The following is a 17,847-nucleotide window of genomic DNA, read 5'->3' on the forward strand; positions in this document are numbered from 1 at the left end:
GCCGTTCACTACTACCCGGGCAGGTGTGAGGATTGTGGTGTCCGAGCCCGCCGCCGTCGGGGTTCGGAACCGCCGCGACCGGCGGCCCGGGAGACTCAATCGTCCGCCGACGAGCGGCTCTCGGCCTCGATGTCGTCGCCGTCCTCGTCGAAATCGCTGTCCCTGACCTCGCGGTAGCGGTAGCCGGCGTAGGCGAGCGCGGCGACGCCGAGGAGGAAGACGGCGCCGCCCTCGCGGAGCTGGCCGCGGAAGACGACGAGCATCAGGCCGAGGCTGGCAGCGAACAGGCCGAGGTTGATGGTGGCGACGAGACCCCAGAACGCGCGGAACAGGCCCTCGGGCACGTCGGCGTCGTCGGGGATTTCGGGGACATCGGGCGCGAGGTCGGACTCGGGGTCCGGCTCGCCCCCGCTCTCGGGGTCGAACCGGTCGAGGTACTTCTGCCCGGGGTTCTCCGGCTCGTCGGGTTCCTCCGGCCACGGGTCGCCGTCGCTCACGCGTCGTCCGAGGGGCGGCGGGCGCAAAAGGGTTGCTCGCCCGACTCGCGCGCCGTCAGGCCATCTCCCGCAGGACCCGTGCGTTATCGGCCTGGATCCACGCGAGCGGGTTCTCGGCGTCGTAGAGCACCACACCCGAGTCCGTCTCGTACGCCTCCGTGGCGGCGACGGCCTCGGCCTCGTCCTCGGGGCTGTCCCACTCTACATCCGCGTCCGCGTCGGAATCAGGCATGGAGGTTCTTACCCGGATATGCGAACCGTTGGCATACATATATCGCTTGTGGGCGATTCCACGGCGCGAGATAGTCGCGGCCGCGTGCCCGAGAGCGAGCCCCGGCTCGGTGGTGGTCCCCGCCGCCATGGGCCCCAGAGCCGGCGGGCGATACGTGCATTTTTGCCCCCGTGCGACGGAACACCGATAATGGCCGAGGACTCCCAGCAATCGCTGACGGACTTCTCCGGGAGCGCCGACGCGGACGACGGCGGGGCCGAGGGCCGCGACACCGAGGCGGAGATCGCCGAGGCAGTCGCCGGTAACAACGGCGGCTCCGACGGCGGTGCCACCGCGGTCGTGGACATGTCCGAGCGGCGCTACCCTGATGCCGACGGGACGACCACCCTCGCCGTGACGCAGGTCGACTACACGGTCGAGGGGCGTGGCGACGACGAGCGTCCCGTCCTCCACGTGTTCGGGCGGGACGCGGACCGCCAGCCGGTCCACGTGCGCGTCCACGAGTTCGAGCCGTACTTCTACGCTCCGCTGGCGGACTTCGTGACCGACGAGGCGGCCGCCGAGAAGGCCCCCGCCGAGTGGACCACGGCGGATCTCGACCCGGGGAAGGACCCAGTCCAGCAGCACGACCGGCTGTCCGACCGGTATCTCACGGGCGCCGACGGTGAGCAGTTCGAGAGCATCCGGGGTGACCGGCTGCTGAAGATCACGGGACAGACCCCCCGCGACGTGGGGCAGCTGCGCGACCGGTTCGACCACTACGAGGCGGACATCCTCTTCCCGAACCGGCTGCTCATCGACCGCGATATCCGCTCCGGCGTGCGCGTCCCGACGCGGCGCGACGACGCGGACGGGCCCATCGACGTCCATCACGCCGAACTGGAGCCCGTGGAGATGGACGTGGCGCCGCGGGTCTGCACGTTCGACATCGAGGTCGACGACCGCCGGGGCTTCCCGGAGGACGGCGAGGAGCCCATCGTCTGTCTCACCTCGCACGACTCCTATGGGGACGAGTACATCGTCTGGCTCTACACCGCCCCCGACGGCATCGAGGGCCCGGCGGACCTCCCGGGGTACGACCCCATCTCCGGCGACCTCGACGTCGACGTCCGCACCTTCGAGCGCGAGGAGGCGCTGCTGTCCTCGTTCGTCGACTACATCCGGGCGACGGACCCGGACGTGCTGACCGGCTGGAACTTCACCGACTTCGACGCGCCGTACCTTCTGGACCGCATCGAGGCGGTCGCCACGCCGGAGAACGGGCTCGCCATCGACCCTCTCTCCCGCGTGAACGAGGTGTGGCGTTCTGACTGGCAGGGCCCCAACGTGAAGGGCCGGGTCGTCTTCGACCTGCTGTACGCCTACAAGCGGACCCAGTTCACCGAGCTGGACTCCTACCGACTGGACGCCGTCGGCGAGACGGAGCTCGACGTCGGGAAGGAGCGCTACCCCGGTGACATCGGCGACCTCTGGGAGGACGACCCCGAGCGACTGCTGGAGTACAACCTCCGGGACGTGGAGCTGTGCGTCGAACTGGACCGCAAGCAGGAGATCGTCCCGTTCTGGCAGGAGGTGGCCTCCTTCGTCGGCTGCAAGCTGGAGGACGCCACCACGCCCGGCGACGCCGTGGACATGTACATCCTCCACGAGGTCCACGGCGACCTCGTACTCCCGTCGAAGGGGACCGTCGACGCCGAGGACTACGAGGGCGGCGCCGTCTTCGACCCCATCACTGGGGTCAAGGAGAACGTCAGCGTGCTGGACCTGAAGTGTTTCAGCGGGGACACGGACGTGGCGACCCCCGAGGGTATCCGGAACATCCGCGAACTGGAGGAGGGGGACCCGGTGTACACGCTGAACCCGGAGACGTTCGAGTGCGAGGTAAAGCCCGTCGTCGACACGCAGTCCTACGACAACCGGTACGGCGAGCTCCACCACGCGTCGGGGAACACGTACGATTTCAAGGTGACCGAGAACCACCGATTCCTACTCTCGAAGGAACGTGGCTGGGACAGTCTCGGGCCGGAGGACTACGAGTTCGCCGAGTACCGCGACGTGCCCGACGCCGAGCGGTTCGCGTTCCCGAACCACGAGCCGATGGCCGGCGCGACCCGGGAGCGATTCGATCTGGTCGACGAGGTCGAGGAGGGTCATGTGGTCGTCTACGCCCACGACGGACTGACGGGTTTCCGCGCGGCGATGCCCGCGGGTGTCGAGTCATCGCTGGACTGGGCGAACGGAACCTCGCGGCTCGCCGTGACCGAGGGGAAGACCGGGAAGTACCTGCTCCCTGTCGAGACCTACCGGGAGCATCGAGAGGTCATCGACGAACAGGCCGACGAGGTGTTCCTGAAGTACGACCGTGGCCATGCAGAGATGCCGACCACGTTCGAGATGGACGACTGGCTGGAACTGGTCGGCTGGTTCGTCACGGAGGGGAGTTTCATCCGGGAATCGCCCGGTATTGTGCTCCACCAGCAGGATGAAGCCGGACGCGGAGCAATCAGTGACCTGCTCGACCGGATGAGGCTGAACTACAGTGCCGATACGGACCGGTTCAACCTCTCCAACCGGTTCCTCCATGACTGGTTCCTCGACAACTGCGGCGACGGCTACGCCGAGAAGCGACTGCCGGAGTGGGTGTTCGAACTGGACAGCAGCCACCTGCAGGTGCTGCTCGACACCCTCATCGCGGGCGACGGCAGCCGCGCGGACAGCGGCCTCGCGAAGTTCTGGACGAAGAGCGACCGGCTGAAGGAGGACATCACGCGGCTCGCGATCAACTGCGGTGAGAAGCCGACCGTCTCGAAACAGTCGGACGGCGCCTGGTACGTCTCCATCGGCAAGCGGGGATCGATGAAGAAGGCCCGGGCCAGCGTCGAGACGCACGATGGCGAGGTACACTGCATCACCGCGAAGGACAACCACGTCGTACTCGCCGGACGGAACGGGCACCTCCAGTGGGTCGGCCAGTCGCTGTACCCCATGTCGATGGTGACCATCAACGCATCACCGGAGACGAAGGTCGGGGACGACTACGACGGGCCGACCTACCACGCGCCCAACGGGACGGAGTTCCGGCAGGAGCCGGACGGCATCATCCGGACGATGGTCGACGACCTCCTCACCGAGCGGGAGGAGAAGAAGGGCCTGCGCAACGACCACGAGCCCGGCACGGACGCCTACGAGCAGTACGACCGGCAGCAGCAAGCTGTCAAGGTCATCATGAACTGCTTCACGCCGGATACGGATGTCATGACGCCCGAAGGCGTTCGGAACATCCGAGATCTCGACGTTGGCGACGAAGTGTACTCGCTGGACCCGGAGACGATGGAGATGGAGGTGAAGCCGGTCGTCGAAACGCAGGCGTATCCGGACTACCGGGGGGAACTGGTAGACATACAGACCAGCAAGGTCGACTTCAGCGTGACGCCGAACCACCGGATGCTGGTCCGGAAGGACGATGCGAGCGGCGCGTCCTGGGACGATTATCGGTTCGTTGAAGCGAGCGAACTGGACGACGCCTCGCACTACGAACTCCCGCACGACTGGGCAGGGCTCGAGGGGTCCCATCTGGAGCGTATCGACCTCACAGAGTGGCTCGAATGTGAGTTCGAAGTCCGGGCCGACAACAATATCCACGGCCACACGCTCGCCGCCGAGGTCGGGTGGTATCCCGACAAGATGGAGAAGCAGGGCGAGGGGGGAACCGGATACGTGTTCACCGCGGAGGAGTTCGAGGCGCACCGCGACTACCTCGACGAACACTGCTCCGGCTTCTACGTCCACGCGGAGCGCGGTCGGAAGTGGGTTCCGCGGTTCTACGATGGGGACGATTTCCTGGACCTGCTCGCCTGGTACATCACCGAGGGGAACGTCTACACGTCCGAGGACAAGCAGTTCGGGGAGAACTTCCGAGGGAGTGCGACGACGGTGAAGATCGCACAGGAGGCGGTTCCCGACGGTGGAACCGACAGGGATGACCACGCCGCCATCGGCGACCTGCTCGACCGGATGGGACTGGATTACCACGTGGACGACCGGAGCTACCAGTTCACGTCGAAGTTACTCGGCGAGTGGTTGGAGGAGGCTTGCGGCGGCGACAGCTTCCAGAAGCGGATCCCGGAGTTCGTCTTCGAAGCGAGCCACGAGCAGAAGGAACGATTCCTGAACACGCTCATCGCCGGCGATGGCGACCGACAGCCGAGCAGCTGGCGCTACACGACATCGAGCGAGCGGCTTCGGGACGATGTCATGCGACTGTGTGTCCACCTCGGCCTCACGCCGACGGTCAATCGTGACAGTGGGTCCTGGCGTATCTACTGCACCGAAGACGGAAAGAACGGTTTCCGGATGCACCGTTCCGGTGGTACGAGTACCGCCGAGGATGGCGCCTACTGTGTCACGGTCGAGGACAACCACACGCTGATGGCTGGTCGGAACGGTAAGTTCCAGTTCGTCGGGCAATCGTTGTACGGCGTACTCGGCTGGGACCGCTTCCGCCTCTACGACAAGGAGATGGGTGCGGCGGTAACGGCGACGGGTCGGGAAGTTATCGAGTATACGAGCGATACAGTCGAGGAAAACGACCAGGAGATAGTTTATGGGGACACAGACAGCGTTATGATCGAATTCGGCGGAGATATTGACAGAGAGACCGCCATCGAGAAATCGTTCGAGCTGGAGGAGCAGATCAACGACTCCTACGACGAGTTCGCGCTCGAACGCCTCGACGCTGCTCACCACCGCTTCCAGATCGAGTTCGAGAAGCTCTACCGGCGGTTCTTCCAGGCGGGGAAGAAGAAACGCTACGCCGGGAACATCGTCTGGAAGGAGGGCAAGACGGTCGACGACATCGACATCACGGGGTTCGAGTACAAGCGCAGCGACATCGCGCCGGTCACCAAGCGCGTCCAGCACCGCGTCATCGAGATGATCGTCACCGGCGCCGATATCGACGACGTACGGACCTACGTCCACGACGAGATCGAGTCGTTCAAACAGGGTGACGCGGACCTCGACGACATCGGTATCCCGGGCGGCATCGGGAAGCAACTCGACAGCTACGACACCGCGACCGCGCAGGTCCGCGGGGCGAAGTACGCCAACCTGCTGCTGGGGACGAACTTCGGGCGCGGGTCGAAGCCGAAGCGACTCTACCTGGAGAACGTCGACGCCGCCTTCTTCGAGCGGATGGAGGCCGAGGAGGGGCTCGACCCGCACACGGACCCGCTGTACGGCGAGTTCAAGCGCGACCCGGACGTCATCTGCTTCGAGTACGCCGACCAGGTGCCCGAGGAGTTCCACGTCGACTACGAGAAGATGCTGGAGAAGACGCTGAAGGGTCCCATCGCCCGCATCCTGGAGGCGATGGAGGTCTCCTGGCAGGAGGTCGAGAGCGGGCAGGAGCAGACTGGACTCGGGTCGTTTATGTAGCCGACAGCGGCCCCTTCGCATCCCCGGCACGCGGCCATCCCGCCGGCCGAGACGGGCGTCTCCGCCCGTTCTGGGCCCCTTCGTCCGCGAGACGCTCTTTCATAGACCAAAGATTTCGTTTCCGATTCGCCAACCGGGAGGGTGGAAACCCGAAACCATTATGCCCGTCACACCCCAACTTTGGGTTGACCGAAGGCACTCATCATGGCAACATTAGAACTCAAGAACCTACACGCGGAGGTCGCCGAGGAGGGTGGGGAGACCATCCTCCGCGGTGTCGACCTGGAGGTATCGTCCGGCGAGATTCACGCCCTCATGGGCCCGAACGGCTCGGGCAAGTCCACGACAGCGAAGATCATCGCCGGCCATCCGGCCTACGAGGTGACCGAGGGCGAGGTCCTCATCCATCTCGGTGCGGACGAGTTCGGGGAGGACTTCGATATCCCCGAGGAGAAGCGCACCTGGGACCTGCTGGATCTGGAGCCAAACGAGCGCGCGGCACTCGGTGTCTTCCTCGCCTTCCAGTATCCCGCGGAGATCGAGGGCGTTACCATGGTCAACTTCCTCCGGACCGCGCTCAACGCGAAGCTCGAGGAGCGGGAGGAACTGTTCGAGGACGAGGACGAAGAGGCGGAGGCCGAGGCCGAGGCCACCAACGAGGACGCCGCCGGCTACGAGAGCTCCCCGATGGAGGGGCCCGCTGACGAGGGCGAGGTCGGCGTCGCGGAGTTCCAGGAGCTGCTGGCCGAGAAGATGGAGCAGTTGGACATGGACGAGCGGTTCGCCCAGCGCTACCTGAACGCCGGGTTCTCCGGCGGCGAGAAGAAGCAGAACGAGGTGCTACAGGCCGCCATCCTGGAGCCGAGCGTCGCGGTGCTCGACGAGATCGACTCCGGACTGGACATCGACCGGCTGCAGGACGTCTCGAGGGGTATCAACGCCCTGCGCGACGAGACGGGCACCGGTATCCTCCAGATCACCCACTACCAGCGCATCCTCGACTACGTCGAGCCCGACCACGTCCACATCATGCTGGACGGGCAGGTCGTCAAGAGCGGCGGCCCGGAGCTGGCCGAGCAGCTCGAGGACGAGGGCTACGACTGGATCCGGGAGGAAGCGTTCGAGGCGGCCTGACGGTGAACAGCCTAAAGAGTACACGACTACAACAGTACAATACATGAGTTCCGATCAAGATCAGCTGAAGGAGACCGACACGGAAGCGCGCTTCGAGTTCAAGAAGGAGGAAAAGTCCGCCTTCGAGGCGGAGAAGGGCCTCACCGAGGAGACCATCCGGGTCATCAGCGAGGACAAGGACGAGCCCGAGTGGATGCTGGAGCGGCGCCTGCGCGCGCTGCGCCAGTTCCAGGAGATGCCGATGCCGACCGACTGGCCCGGCCAGCCGGACCTGAGCGAGGTCGAAATCGACGAGATCGTCCCGTACATCCGCCCCGACATCGACACCCGCGGCGGCGTCGACGACTGGGAGGACCTTCCCGACGAGATCCAAGACACGTTCGACAAGCTGGGCATCCCCGAGGCCGAGAAGAACGCCCTCTCGGGCGTCGGTGCCCAGTACGAGTCCGAGATCGTCTACCAGAACATGCAGGAGCGCTGGGAGGAGAAGGGCGTCATCTTCTGTGACATGGACCGCGCGGTCCAGGAGCACGAGGAGAAGGTCAAGGAGTACTTCATGACCAAGGCGGTGCCGCCGAGCGACAACAAGTTCGCCGCGCTCCACGGCGCCATCTGGTCCGGTGGCTCCTTCGTCTACATCCCGGAGGACACGACGGTGAACATGCCCGTCCAGGCGTACTTCCGGATGAACAGCGACGGAATGGGCCAGTTCGAGCACACGCTCATCATCGCCGAGGAGAACTCCGAGGTCCACTACATCGAGGGCTGCTCGGCCCCGAAGTACTCCGAGTTCAACCTCCACTCCGGCGGCGTCGAGGTGTTCGTCGGCGAGGGGGCCCACGTCCAGTACTCGACGGTGCAGAACTGGTCGAAGAACACGTACAACCTGAACACGAAGCGCGCCATCGCCGAGAAGGACGCCACGATGGAGTGGGTCTCCGGCTCGATGGGCTCGAAGGCGACGATGCTGTACCCGTCGACCATCCTCAAGGGCCCCGGCGCGACGGACAACCACATCACCATCGCCATGGCTGGCGAGGGTCAGGACATCGACACCGGCGCGAAGGTCTACCACAACGCGCCGAACACGAAGTCCACCATCGAGTCAAAATCCATCGCGAAGGACGGCGGCCGCACCAACTACCGCGGGCTCGTCCACATCTCCGACGGTGCGGAGGACTCCAGCACGAGCGTGGAGTGTGACGCGCTGATGTTCGACAACGAGTCGACCTCCGACACGATGCCGTACATGGAGATCGAGGAGTCGAAGGTCGACGTCGCTCACGAGGCGACCGTCGGCAAGATCGGCGACGAGGACGTGTTCTACCTCCAGTCCCGTGGGCTGGACGACGACGACGCAAAGCAGATGATCGTCGCCGGCTTCATCGAGCCCATCACGGAGGAGCTGCCCATCGAGTACGCGGTCGAGCTCAACCGACTCATCGAACTCGAGATGGAGGGGTCGCTGGGCTGATGTCGGTGCTGCAGGAGACGATCAGCGAGGAGACAGTCCGCGAGCTGAGCGAGGCCCGCGACGAACCGGACTGGCTGCTCGAGACCCGTCTCGACGCGCTGGAGGCGCTGGACGACGTCGACTTCCCCGACGTCATCCGGACGCCCGGCCGCATGTGGACGAACCTGGCCGACCTCGACTACGAGTCGATGGTCGACCCGTTCTCCCAGACGGAGACGAAGGAGTGGGAGGCCGACGAGGGCATCGACGTCCTCCCGTTCCACGAGGCCGTCGAGCACGAGGAGTCGCTGGTGCGTGACGCCTTCGGCTCGGTCGTCGACCCGGAGACCAACCATCTGACCGCGCTGTCGACGGCACTGTTCACAACCGGCACGGTCGTCTACGTCCCGGAGGGCGTCGACGCCGAGGACGTCACCATCCGGACGACGATGAACGGCCGGTCGCTGTTCAACTACACTCTGGTCGTCACGGAGCAGTCCGCCTCGGTCACCATCCTAGAGCGCCAGGACAGCGGCGAGGACCTCGACGGCGCCCGGTACTACTCCGGCCTGACTGAGATCGTCGGTGGCGAGAACGCCTACGTCCAGTACGGCAGCCTCCAGGATCTCGACCAGACGACGTACAACTACCAGCTGAAGGAGGCCGACATCGACACCTACGGGACAGTCGACTTCATCGACGTGAACATCGGCTCGCGCCTGACGAAGGCGTCCGTCGAGAGCCACCTGAACGGTGACTCGTCGGAGTCGAAGATGGTCGGGGCCTTCTACGGCCACGAGGACCAGCACTTCGACATCGACGCGCGGGTCTGGCACAACGCCGAGCACACGACCGCCGACCTCGTCACCCGGGGCGTCATCGACGACGAGGCGCGCTCGGTGTACGAGGGCGTCCAGAACGTCGGCGCCGGCGCTTGGGACACGAACAGCTACCAGCGCGAGAACACGTTGATGCTGTCCGACGAGTCCGAAGCCGACGCGTCCCCGAAGCTCATCATCAACAACCACGACACCGAGGCCAGCCACTCCGCGACGGTCGGACAGGTCGACCAGCAGGACCTGTTCTACATGACCAGCCGCGGCGTCGACGAGCGCCTCGCCAGGAACATGCTCGTGGAGGGGTTCTACGTTCCCGTCCTCGAGGAGATCGAGGTCGAGGAGCTCCGAGAGGATCTCACCGAGCGGGTCCGCGAGCGGCTCCAGTCCCGGGACTGACACCCGGGCTTGCGGTACGATCTCGCTGTCACGTTTTCGACACGTCGACCGATAGCCACGGGGCCCCCGACGCCGGGATCAATCGAAGTCCGGCAGGTCCTCGGGGGGCTCGTAGTCGGCCTCCCAGTCGATGTACTCCTGCTTCAGCGTCTCGCAGACGATCTGCCCGAGTTCGGTGAGCCCGGCGTTGATAGCCGACACCGTCGACCACGAGTCAAGGTCGGGATGGAGGTCGCGGGTCTTCCAGTCCTCGGGAATACCGGGGGCGTGATAGCCGACACGGTCGGCGAAATCGTCCCAGAAGAAGTCGAAGTGCGAGAGCATCTCCAGGTCGAGGACGACCTGCCAGTCGGCCTCGTCCATCTCGGCGCCGTCGCTCCACTCCCTGAAGGCGTCCGCCCAGGCACCGTCCGCCATCAGGTTCTCGAGCTCCTCGCGGCGGTAGTCGTCGCCCTGCACCTCAGCGTCCTCGTAGTCGTCCGGGTCCAGGTTCGGCTCCAGTTCCGGCGGCGCCGGCTGCTCTACGTCGAGTCCCATGGACTTCTGTTAGGTGCGACCGGCGATAAAGCCGTGGCCCGGGTGGGGTGCGAGCCGCCGACCCGGCGGTCGGCTGACGTGCGTCTGACGAACGTTGAAGTGCGATGGGACATCAAGTGACCATACGATGGGCAACAAGAACAAGACCATCTCGTTCAGGGTCAACGAGGAGTCGTTCGAGGCCCTGCAGAGCATCGCCGAGGAGCGCGACATCTCGCTCTCGGCGGTCTTCCGGGACTACGTCGAGATGCTCGTTGCCCACGACGGCCAGGTCGAGGTCGTCCCCGAGCATCAGCTCGACGACGCGACGTCCTCGCCGGCCGAATCGTTCCCCCCGAAGGTCGAGGTCCCCAAGTCCTTCGTCCGCGAGCACGAGCGGCTGGAGCTGGAGACCGAGCACCTCCGCGAGCAGCTCGACGAGTACAAGCGCTACGTGACCAAGCTCTCCCAGCGGCTCGAGGACGAGGAGGAGGAGGAGATCATCCACCTGGAGGATCTCGACGACGGCGAGGAGGAGGAACCCTCCTTCCGGCTCGGTTGAACCGACCCCGGCCAGTCCCGTGCCTTCGGTGGGCATCCGAGACCGCTTCCACCCCCGTCCGAGTCACTCCCTGTCTCACTCCCGACGCGAGGTCACTCGCCGACCGTGCCCGGGCCGTCGGTGGCCTCGTCGGTGCCGTCCGACCGCGCCCGGAGGAGTGTGACGAGATAGGCGACCACGACGATACATATCGCCGGAGCGGTGGCCGCGATGACAGGGTCGTTCAACGCGAGCCACGTGCCGGCGGCGAGATACGGGTAGCCCAGCAGGACGAGGATGTACCGCTGCCGACGGTCGAAACGGTCGAGACGTTGCTGGAGGGCGTCAACCATGCGCGGACTCCTGCGCTGTCGGCGTAATAAACCTTCCTACGGAGTCACCACTCGGGCGGGTAGTCCCGGTCCGGGAGCGGTGGCTCCGTGCCGACCCACTCCGCGCGGCCGGCGGACGACTCGAGCGTGACCGGCTCCTCGTTCGCCAGCGTGTAGGTGAGTGTCACGTCCGCCAGCGAGCAGTGGGCGTTGTAGCGCAGCGTCTCATCGGGGGCCATGTAGGAGACGGTCTGCCACTTCACCTCCTCCGGGGCCCGGATCGTGACCTGGATGTCGACGCCCTCGCCGCCGCCGGAGAAGCGCCAGAGCCCGGGCTCGTCATGGGCCGTCCGGTTGGATTTCGGGCCGACGACGTGCTTCAGCTGGTTCAGCGCGTGGACCTCGCCGTCCCGCCGGAGGCAGATCGAGAGCGTCCCGTCGATATCGAGCGCCTCGAGCACGACCGACCGGTCCGTGAACTCGTTGCACTGAATCCAGGTCCAGGAGTCCGGCGGCGAGGAGCCGAGCGTATGCCCCTGATGGCCCGGGGCGTCCTCGAAGTCGATGACCCGGTCGCCGACCGTCACCTCGCCGTCCATCCGGACGCCCTCGTTGGCGCTCCAGTGCTTGCCCGTGCCGGCGACCGTCGAGAGCAGGTCCGTCAGCAGTTCGCTCCGCAGCGGCGTGAACGAGTACGGGTCCGGGTCATACGAGAGGTCCCACGCCACCTCGCCCCCGTCGCCGGCGAGCGGAATCGAGCCCACCGCCGACGAGGAGGTGAGCTCCGCGTCGTCGATAGTCAGCGAGAACGGCGCGCCGCGGGCCCGGACCCCGTCGAACGGGACCGACCGCGTGATGAACGTCGAGCGGTCGGGGTTCTCCCGGTCGGTGAGCGCGGCCCAGAGCCGCCCCCCCTGCCGGCCCCCCTCCGTCGACAGCAGCGTGTACCGGTACCAGAACGCGACGGAGCCGTCCGTCGGGCTCACCAGCGAGTACCACACCTCGCGGCCCGGCTCGCCGACCGGGAGCGGCCAGTCAAGTACGGGGTCGTTGTCCTCGGGTGCCATGTGCCCTCCCACCGACCACCGGCGAATAAGGATGGTGGAACCCCGGGCCACCAGGCGACCGGCTCAATCCACCCGTGAGTCGTCGACCGACGCCTCGACCGCCTCGGTCACGTCCGCGATGGGCGCGTCCGGGGCGAGCGCGATGTAGAAGCCGCTGTCCTCGTAGAGCACTCGCAGCAGCGTCAGCTCCTCCATCTGCGTGACGATGGAGCGGACCCGGCCGGCGTTCGGGAGCAGCGTCTTCTCGTAGGCCTCGCGCTCTAAGAAGTCCATGTTCAGGTGGTCCAGCACCTGCTCGTAGTGCTCGTTCAGATGTGACTCGTCGCGGTACATCGAGAGGATCCTGTCGTCGACGTAGAGCGTCCGGAAGTCCTCGGCCGTGAACTCGACGAACGACCGTACCCCGTTGCCGCCGGCCTCGCGGGCGGCCTCCAGGGCGGCCCCGGCGTCGATGTCGGCGAGTTCCGCCTCCTGTGTGAACGGCATACGCGTTCCTGTGGGAGCCGAGTGGATAAACCCGAGCGTCACCTCGGCGGGACAACCTGCTACCACGGGCCGTGATACGGACCCATATGCGCCGCGAGACCGCGGGGCTGGGCCGGCTCCGGGACGTCCCGAACACGCTGCTCTCCGCGCTCCCGCTGGGCGAATCGGTCGACCGGGCCAGCAAGCGGCTCCTCCGGGGCGCGACGACGAGCCTATCTGGACGCGCGTCGTGGTCTCCGTGAACGGCCCCGGCCGGTGGGTCGAGGGTCGGCACCGGACGGCTGGTGGCCCCCAGGAACCGGGCATCGTCACGGCCACCGACGGCGTCGATGGCAGCAACCTCGGGGACCACACGGCGGACGGCGACGGGGGACTGTCGACGCCGAGCGCGTCCCCCGGTCGGGCACCCCGGCCGGTCCGGGGACGGTCGATACTGGATGAAACACCCGGATAGCTCAGTAGCCCCGCCCAGATTCGAACTGGGGTCCTAGGCTCGCTTCCGGATACGGCACGAACCGTACCTCGTCCAAAGGCCCATATGATTGGCCACTACACCACGGGGCTACACAGCAGTATTGCGGACGGGTCAGCAATAGCGTTATGATTGTCCCATATGGCCGGGGCGTTCGACGTTCCCTGCCTCGGCGCGACGATGGCGCGACCGACAGGGGCAGGTCACGCCGTCCATCCGGTGGGCATCCTGTGGACCGCCGCAGCTTCCAACTGGTCCGATGTGATGGACACCGGGTTCTCGTCCGATGTTCCCCTCGACTTCCCGCGGACACGGCACTGGTGACCGTCCCGCGCCCGTGCCTCCCGACGGATGGTCCACTGACGTCCCGTTCCTCGGGCGAGGGTGTTCCGAGGCACTCCCGGCCGGCCTCCATACTGTGGACAGTAGACACTAAACCGCGTCCGAGCGGAGTGAAACGGGACAGGGCCGGTCAGTCGGCCGCCTCGGACCCCATCTCGAGGTCGATATCCAGATCGTCGACGAGGTGGTCACAGACGTCGGCCTCGGCCTCGAAACAGTCCGGACAGGCCGGGTCACGGTCGATGATGGTATCCAGCCGGTCGCCGACGGTCTCGTCGATGACCGACTCCAGCTGGCGGGCTTCGGCGCGGAACTCCTCGACCTCCAGCACCTCGACGAGGAACCGTTCGATGATGCAGTATGTCTGGAGCGCGTCGCGGGCGCGGCGGATCCCCTCGTCCGTGAGGTCGACGCCCTTGTACTTCTCGTGGTCGGCGAGGCCGGCCGCTTCCAGCTTGCCGATCATCTCGTTCGCCGAGGCCGGCGAGACGTCGAGCGCCTCGGCGACCTTCCCCGTCGATGCGGGGCCGTCGGCCTGCTGCTGGACCAGGTAGATGGCCTTCAGATATTGGTTCTGGGTGTTCATGAACGGGCCTCCATCAGTCGTGTCACGTCCTCGACGCCCGCCGCCTCGTCGTCGCGGATCTCGCGGAGGGTGTCGAGTAGCCGGCCGCGGTCGATGCTGAATCGGACGTCCGAGCCCTCGATGGCCTCGATGAGGTCGTCGTAGAACTTGTACGCGGTCTCCTCGTTGGCGAGCTGGTCGTAGAGGACCCCGTCCGTGTCGGTGTCGGCCTCGTACCGGGCGGCGACGAGCTGCTCGATCTCCTCGTAGGCCACCGGGTCGCCCTCCAGCTCGTCGACGAGCGACTCCAGGCTGGCGCGGTGCCCGGCGGACTCCTCGGCCGCGTCTCGCAGCAGGGCCTCGATGTCGGTGTCCTGCTCGTCGTCTAGCGACTCGTTGTGCTTGTGGGCGCGGGCCTCGACGACCTCCTCCAGCACCATCCCGATCTGGAGGAGCCGGGCGAGTTGGTGGTCCGAGGCCACGGGATAGGAGAGGCTCACGGCCGCTCATCCCGCGGAAGTACCGGGGAACTCATACTCGGAGAAGGGGGAGCCGCGGACTTAAGCGGTTCCCTCGGCGGTGTCGGCCGGTGGACGTGGCGGTTGCTAGCGGTCGGAACCGGGAGGAACTCCGGGGCCGGACGGTTCGGACCCGGACGGGAGACGTTTTCCGCGGCCCATATGGCCTCCGACACGGCGGGCATCGATGCCGGGGCGTGTCCCGGCGTGCCGACCGTCGTCGGCTCTGGTCGGTCTCTCACCGACCGCCGTGCCCGTGGTGTCGGCTTCGCGAGCGCCGCTCACACGACGCCCGGTAGTTGGCCTTCGCGCCCGGCCGGCCGGCTGGCCGGATACCGGGCCGCTGCGGTTCTCCTTCGAGGCGTTCTCCTCGTGACCCTGTGACGGGCCCTTCGGTCGTTGCCCCCAACCCGACCTCGCTGTCGCTTCGGCCGGGTCGTCCGGTGTGTCCCTGTCGGCCCCCGGAGACGACAGTAGCTAACAAGTCACACGGTAATAAACCTTGTGAACAAGTAGCACGGTTCGCCGCCGACCCCGCGTCGGAGGGCGTTCATGCGGTCATCGACGCGCCCGGAGGACGAACGTCTCCCGACGTTCGTCGGCCCGTTCGACGGTGAATCCGGCTTCCGTGAACGCTTCGAAGGCGTCGGCCGCCGCGAACCGTTGGTCCCGCGGGGGCCCGGCCGCACCCTCGCCGTCCGCCGACCAGTCCGCGATACCGACCAGGCCGTCCGGGCGGACCACGCGGGCGAGTTCGGCCAGCGCCGCGTCCGAGGCGAACTCGTGGTAGGTCATCGTCGACACGGCGCCGTCGAGCGCGTCGTCGGCGAACGGCATGTCGGCCGCCTCGGCGGTGACGAACCGGACGTTGTCGGGGGCGCCCTTCTCGCGGTAGCGGTCGTGCATCGCGGCCTGGACGTCGACGGCGTGGACCGTCCCGGCGTACGGCGCCACGGCGTCCGTGTAGAAGCCCGTCCCGCTGCCGAGGTCCGCCACCACCCCCGACGGCTCGAACAGCGCCAGCAACTCGTCGACGGAGACGTACTCGTACCGGCCCGGGTCCTCCAGGTCGTCGGCGCGCTCGATGTCGTACGTGTGGAACCCCATAACTCCCGTTGCACTGGCCGGTAGATAAACCACCGCGGCCCTGACGATCACCACGTCCGCGGGACTCCGGGACGCAACTGAAGTAGCCGGGACTCTAATGGACGTTCATGATAGTACGGCGCGCGTCCGAGGCCGACGCCGCGGACGTCCAACGAGTCGCCCGCACGGCGTGGCGTGTGGACTACCCCGAGGTGCTGAACCGGGAGAACGCCGCCGAGGCGGCGACCGACTGGTACGACGACGCGACGATAACTCAGGCCATCGAGCGCCCCGACACCAGGCTCTACGTGGCGAGCCTCGGCAACGAGGTCGTCGGCTTCGCACACACCTACGTCGGCGAGGACCGCGGCGACGTCCTCCGGCTGTACGTGGCCCCGGGCTACCGCCAGCAGGGTGTCGGTACCGCGCTCCTGGACCGCGCCGTCACGGACCTGTTCGAGGCCGGTGCCGAGGCCGTACGTGCGATGGTGCTGACCGCGAACGACCACGGTCGGGCGTTCTACGAGGACGCGGGCTTCGAGCTCGGGACCGAGGACGCGGAGACCGCCATCGACGGCGAGACACACGCCGAATGCCGGTACCGTCTCGACGAGGCGCAGTGGGCAGCCATCGAGGCGTGACCGCCGCCGAGCCGCGGGCGGTCACCGACCGCGTGCCGTCCCCGTCACCTCGTCCGGCCGGGCGTAGTAGCCCACGTACCTGATGCTTGCGAGCACGGCCCCCTCGAGTTCCTCCTCGAACTGCTCCTGATTCGCCCCGCCGGGCAGGTCGAGCGGACGCCGCAGCGCATAGACCCGGAACCGGTACTCCTCGGCGCCGAGCGTCGGCGGCGGACAGACCGGGAGCCAGCCGACCTGGCCGATGCCGTTACGCCCCTGTCGCGCGCCGCCGAGCTCCGAGAGCGACTCCGTCGTCGGGAGCCCCGCGGGTATCTCGGCACGGTCCGGTGGCACGTCCCAGAGCAGCCAGTGGTCGAAGTTGTTGGCGAGGCTGTTCGGATACCGGCAGGTGAGCGCGACCGCCTCGGTCGGCTCCGGGAGGCCCGAGAACCGGAACGGCGGCGAGCGCCCCGCCCCGTCGCAGGTGTACTCCATCGGGATGGTCCCGCCGTCGTCGAACGCGGGGGACCGGAAGCCGAACTCGTCGGGGGTCGGCGGGGTGCCGCCGATGCTGACACAACCGGCCGTCCCGGCCGCGGCTGCGGCCCCGAGTGTCGACAGCAGCGCTCGACGGTCCATACCCGACGTACGGGGGATGCCGGGAAAGCGGCTGCGTTCCGGGGCCGCTGCGGAGTCGGTGACCGCCCCGCGCCGCGGGATTGAAGCCCCATAGCGTCGTGCGTTCGCTATGGTCGAGATCGAGCCACCGACGCGACGCTCCTGTGAGCGCTGTGGGCGGGAGGACGTCTGGAACGAGGAGGCGAACAACTGGGTCATCCGGGTCGACGGCGGCGAGCGGCTGGTCGGGGACCGACACTGCATCCACGAGTGGGACATCAACGGCGGCTACAGCCCCATCGTCGAGGACGGCGAGGCCTGACCTCTCACCCGCGGGGCCGAACGGTTGCTCATGCCGACTGCCCAAGCCATCGCGCCGCCGGATGCTGACGGTCCACCGTCACCGGCCGTCCGCAGGGTTGCGGTTTCACTTCCACTCCGGGTGGCTGGCGTTCATACCTGTCCCGGCCGTCCGTTCAGGTATGTCGATAGATACCATCCGCGTGCGAAGCGACACCGACGGCACCCCTCGTCCCGACCGGCGCGTCCTTGATGTGAGCGAGCGGCCGCCGTCGGAGGTCGTCGAGTACGCCCGCGACACTGCCGACGACTGCTACCTCGAACGGAAGGGCGGCCGGACGTACCTGGTCGCGGACTGAGTCGGCCGGCGGGACACCCGGATACTGCAGGAACTCCC

The 17,847-nt window shown here is 66.9% G+C and carries 19 protein-coding genes and 1 tRNA gene; 9 read left to right on the forward strand and 11 right to left on the reverse strand.

The window, feature by feature from the left end:
* Positions 1 to 95: 95 nt before the first annotated feature.
* Both DP107_RS09555 and DP107_RS20000 read right to left on the reverse strand, forming a co-directional pair.
* Positions 96 to 497 carry a DUF7322 domain-containing protein gene (locus DP107_RS09555; protein WP_144261938.1) on the reverse strand — a complete coding sequence of 134 codons (402 nt, stop codon included), beginning with the start codon at positions 495 to 497 and terminating at the stop codon, positions 96 to 98.
* 55 nt (positions 498 to 552) lie between these two features.
* On the reverse strand, positions 553 to 729 hold the full coding sequence (locus DP107_RS20000) for a DUF7331 family protein (RefSeq protein ID WP_185977251.1): 177 nt from the start codon (positions 727 to 729) through the stop codon (positions 553 to 555).
* 189 nt (positions 730 to 918) lie between these two features.
* Between DP107_RS20000 and DP107_RS09560 the strand changes: the two genes are divergently transcribed.
* The 4 genes from DP107_RS09560 (at position 919) to sufD (ending at position 9,987) form a co-directional block, all read left to right on the forward strand.
* Positions 919 to 6,165 (forward strand): DNA polymerase domain-containing protein, encoded by a 5,247-nt coding sequence (locus tag DP107_RS09560; protein WP_144261939.1) that lies wholly within the window; start codon positions 919 to 921, stop codon positions 6,163 to 6,165.
* 204 nt (positions 6,166 to 6,369) lie between these two features.
* Positions 6,370 to 7,299 carry an ABC transporter ATP-binding protein gene (locus DP107_RS09565; protein ID WP_144261940.1) on the forward strand — a complete coding sequence of 310 codons (930 nt, stop codon included), beginning with the start codon at positions 6,370 to 6,372 and terminating at the stop codon, positions 7,297 to 7,299.
* Between the two features lie 43 nt (positions 7,300 to 7,342).
* Positions 7,343 to 8,773, forward strand: coding sequence for a Fe-S cluster assembly protein SufB (sufB, locus tag DP107_RS09570; RefSeq protein ID WP_144261941.1), 1,431 nt, complete (start codon positions 7,343 to 7,345; stop codon positions 8,771 to 8,773).
* Positions 8,773 to 9,987, forward strand: a complete 1,215-nt coding sequence (sufD, locus tag DP107_RS09575) for a Fe-S cluster assembly protein SufD (protein WP_144261942.1) — start codon at positions 8,773 to 8,775, stop codon at positions 9,985 to 9,987. Before sufB ends, sufD begins: the two co-directional genes overlap by 1 nt.
* Before the next feature lie 78 nt (positions 9,988 to 10,065).
* On the opposite strand, the gene DP107_RS09580 is transcribed toward sufD, so the two are convergent.
* Positions 10,066 to 10,524 carry a hypothetical protein gene (locus tag DP107_RS09580; RefSeq protein WP_144261943.1) on the reverse strand — a complete coding sequence of 153 codons (459 nt, stop codon included), beginning with the start codon at positions 10,522 to 10,524 and terminating at the stop codon, positions 10,066 to 10,068.
* 127 nt (positions 10,525 to 10,651) lie between these two features.
* On the opposite strand from DP107_RS09580, the gene DP107_RS09585 reads away from it, so the two are divergent.
* The gene (locus DP107_RS09585) at positions 10,652 to 11,065 is read left to right on the forward strand and encodes a ribbon-helix-helix protein, CopG family (RefSeq protein ID WP_144261944.1); all 414 of its coding nucleotides are present in this window, start codon (positions 10,652 to 10,654) and stop codon (positions 11,063 to 11,065) included.
* 92 nt (positions 11,066 to 11,157) lie between these two features.
* On the opposite strand, the gene DP107_RS09590 is transcribed toward DP107_RS09585, so the two are convergent.
* The 3 genes from DP107_RS09590 to DP107_RS09600 form a co-directional block, all read right to left on the reverse strand.
* Entirely contained in the window at positions 11,158 to 11,397 is a 240-nt protein-coding gene (locus tag DP107_RS09590; RefSeq protein WP_144261945.1) for a hypothetical protein, read from the reverse strand.
* Positions 11,398 to 11,441: 44 nt separating this feature from the next.
* Positions 11,442 to 12,443, reverse strand: a complete 1,002-nt coding sequence (locus DP107_RS09595; RefSeq protein ID WP_144261946.1) for a hypothetical protein — start codon at positions 12,441 to 12,443, stop codon at positions 11,442 to 11,444.
* A 63-nt stretch (positions 12,444 to 12,506) separates the two neighbouring features.
* Positions 12,507 to 12,929, reverse strand: coding sequence for a hypothetical protein (locus tag DP107_RS09600; protein WP_144261947.1), 423 nt, complete (start codon positions 12,927 to 12,929; stop codon positions 12,507 to 12,509).
* Positions 12,930 to 13,015: 86 nt separating this feature from the next.
* On the opposite strand from DP107_RS09600, the gene DP107_RS20005 reads away from it, so the two are divergent.
* Positions 13,016 to 13,171 (forward strand): hypothetical protein, encoded by a 156-nt coding sequence (locus tag DP107_RS20005; RefSeq protein WP_185977252.1) that lies wholly within the window; start codon positions 13,016 to 13,018, stop codon positions 13,169 to 13,171.
* A gap of 217 nt (positions 13,172 to 13,388) precedes the next feature.
* Here DP107_RS20005 and DP107_RS09605 read toward each other — a convergent pair.
* From DP107_RS09605 to DP107_RS09620, 4 genes are all read right to left on the reverse strand, one after another.
* Positions 13,389 to 13,493 (reverse strand) — tRNA-Gln (locus DP107_RS09605).
* Between the two features lie 380 nt (positions 13,494 to 13,873).
* Positions 13,874 to 14,329, reverse strand: coding sequence for a metal-dependent transcriptional regulator (locus DP107_RS09610; RefSeq protein WP_144261948.1), 456 nt, complete (start codon positions 14,327 to 14,329; stop codon positions 13,874 to 13,876).
* A complete protein-coding gene (locus tag DP107_RS09615) occupies positions 14,326 to 14,808 on the reverse strand; it encodes a ferritin-like domain-containing protein (RefSeq protein WP_144261949.1) in 483 nt (160 codons plus the stop codon). The genes DP107_RS09610 and DP107_RS09615 overlap by 4 nt, the downstream gene beginning before the upstream one ends.
* Positions 14,809 to 15,384: 576 nt before the next feature.
* Positions 15,385 to 15,933, reverse strand: a complete 549-nt coding sequence (locus DP107_RS09620; protein WP_144261950.1) for a class I SAM-dependent methyltransferase — start codon at positions 15,931 to 15,933, stop codon at positions 15,385 to 15,387.
* Between the two features lie 107 nt (positions 15,934 to 16,040).
* Between DP107_RS09620 and DP107_RS09625 the strand changes: the two genes are divergently transcribed.
* Positions 16,041 to 16,553, forward strand: a complete 513-nt coding sequence (locus tag DP107_RS09625) for a GNAT family N-acetyltransferase (protein WP_144261951.1) — start codon at positions 16,041 to 16,043, stop codon at positions 16,551 to 16,553.
* A gap of 21 nt (positions 16,554 to 16,574) precedes the next feature.
* On the opposite strand, the gene DP107_RS09630 is transcribed toward DP107_RS09625, so the two are convergent.
* Entirely contained in the window at positions 16,575 to 17,171 is a 597-nt protein-coding gene (locus DP107_RS09630) for a YbhB/YbcL family Raf kinase inhibitor-like protein (RefSeq protein ID WP_185977253.1), read from the reverse strand.
* 109 nt (positions 17,172 to 17,280) lie between these two features.
* Between DP107_RS09630 and DP107_RS09635 the strand changes: the two genes are divergently transcribed.
* Complete coding sequence (locus DP107_RS09635) at positions 17,281 to 17,472, forward strand: HEWD family protein (protein ID WP_144261953.1); 192 nt, start codon at positions 17,281 to 17,283, stop codon at positions 17,470 to 17,472.
* Positions 17,473 to 17,632: 160 nt separating this feature from the next.
* Entirely contained in the window at positions 17,633 to 17,809 is a 177-nt protein-coding gene (locus tag DP107_RS20010; RefSeq protein WP_185977254.1) for a hypothetical protein, read from the forward strand.
* Positions 17,810 to 17,847: the final 38 nt, after the last annotated feature.

Source organism: Haloglomus irregulare (assembly GCF_007421925.1).
GTDB classification, from domain to species: Archaea; Halobacteriota; Halobacteria; order Halobacteriales; family Haloarculaceae; genus Haloglomus; species Haloglomus irregulare.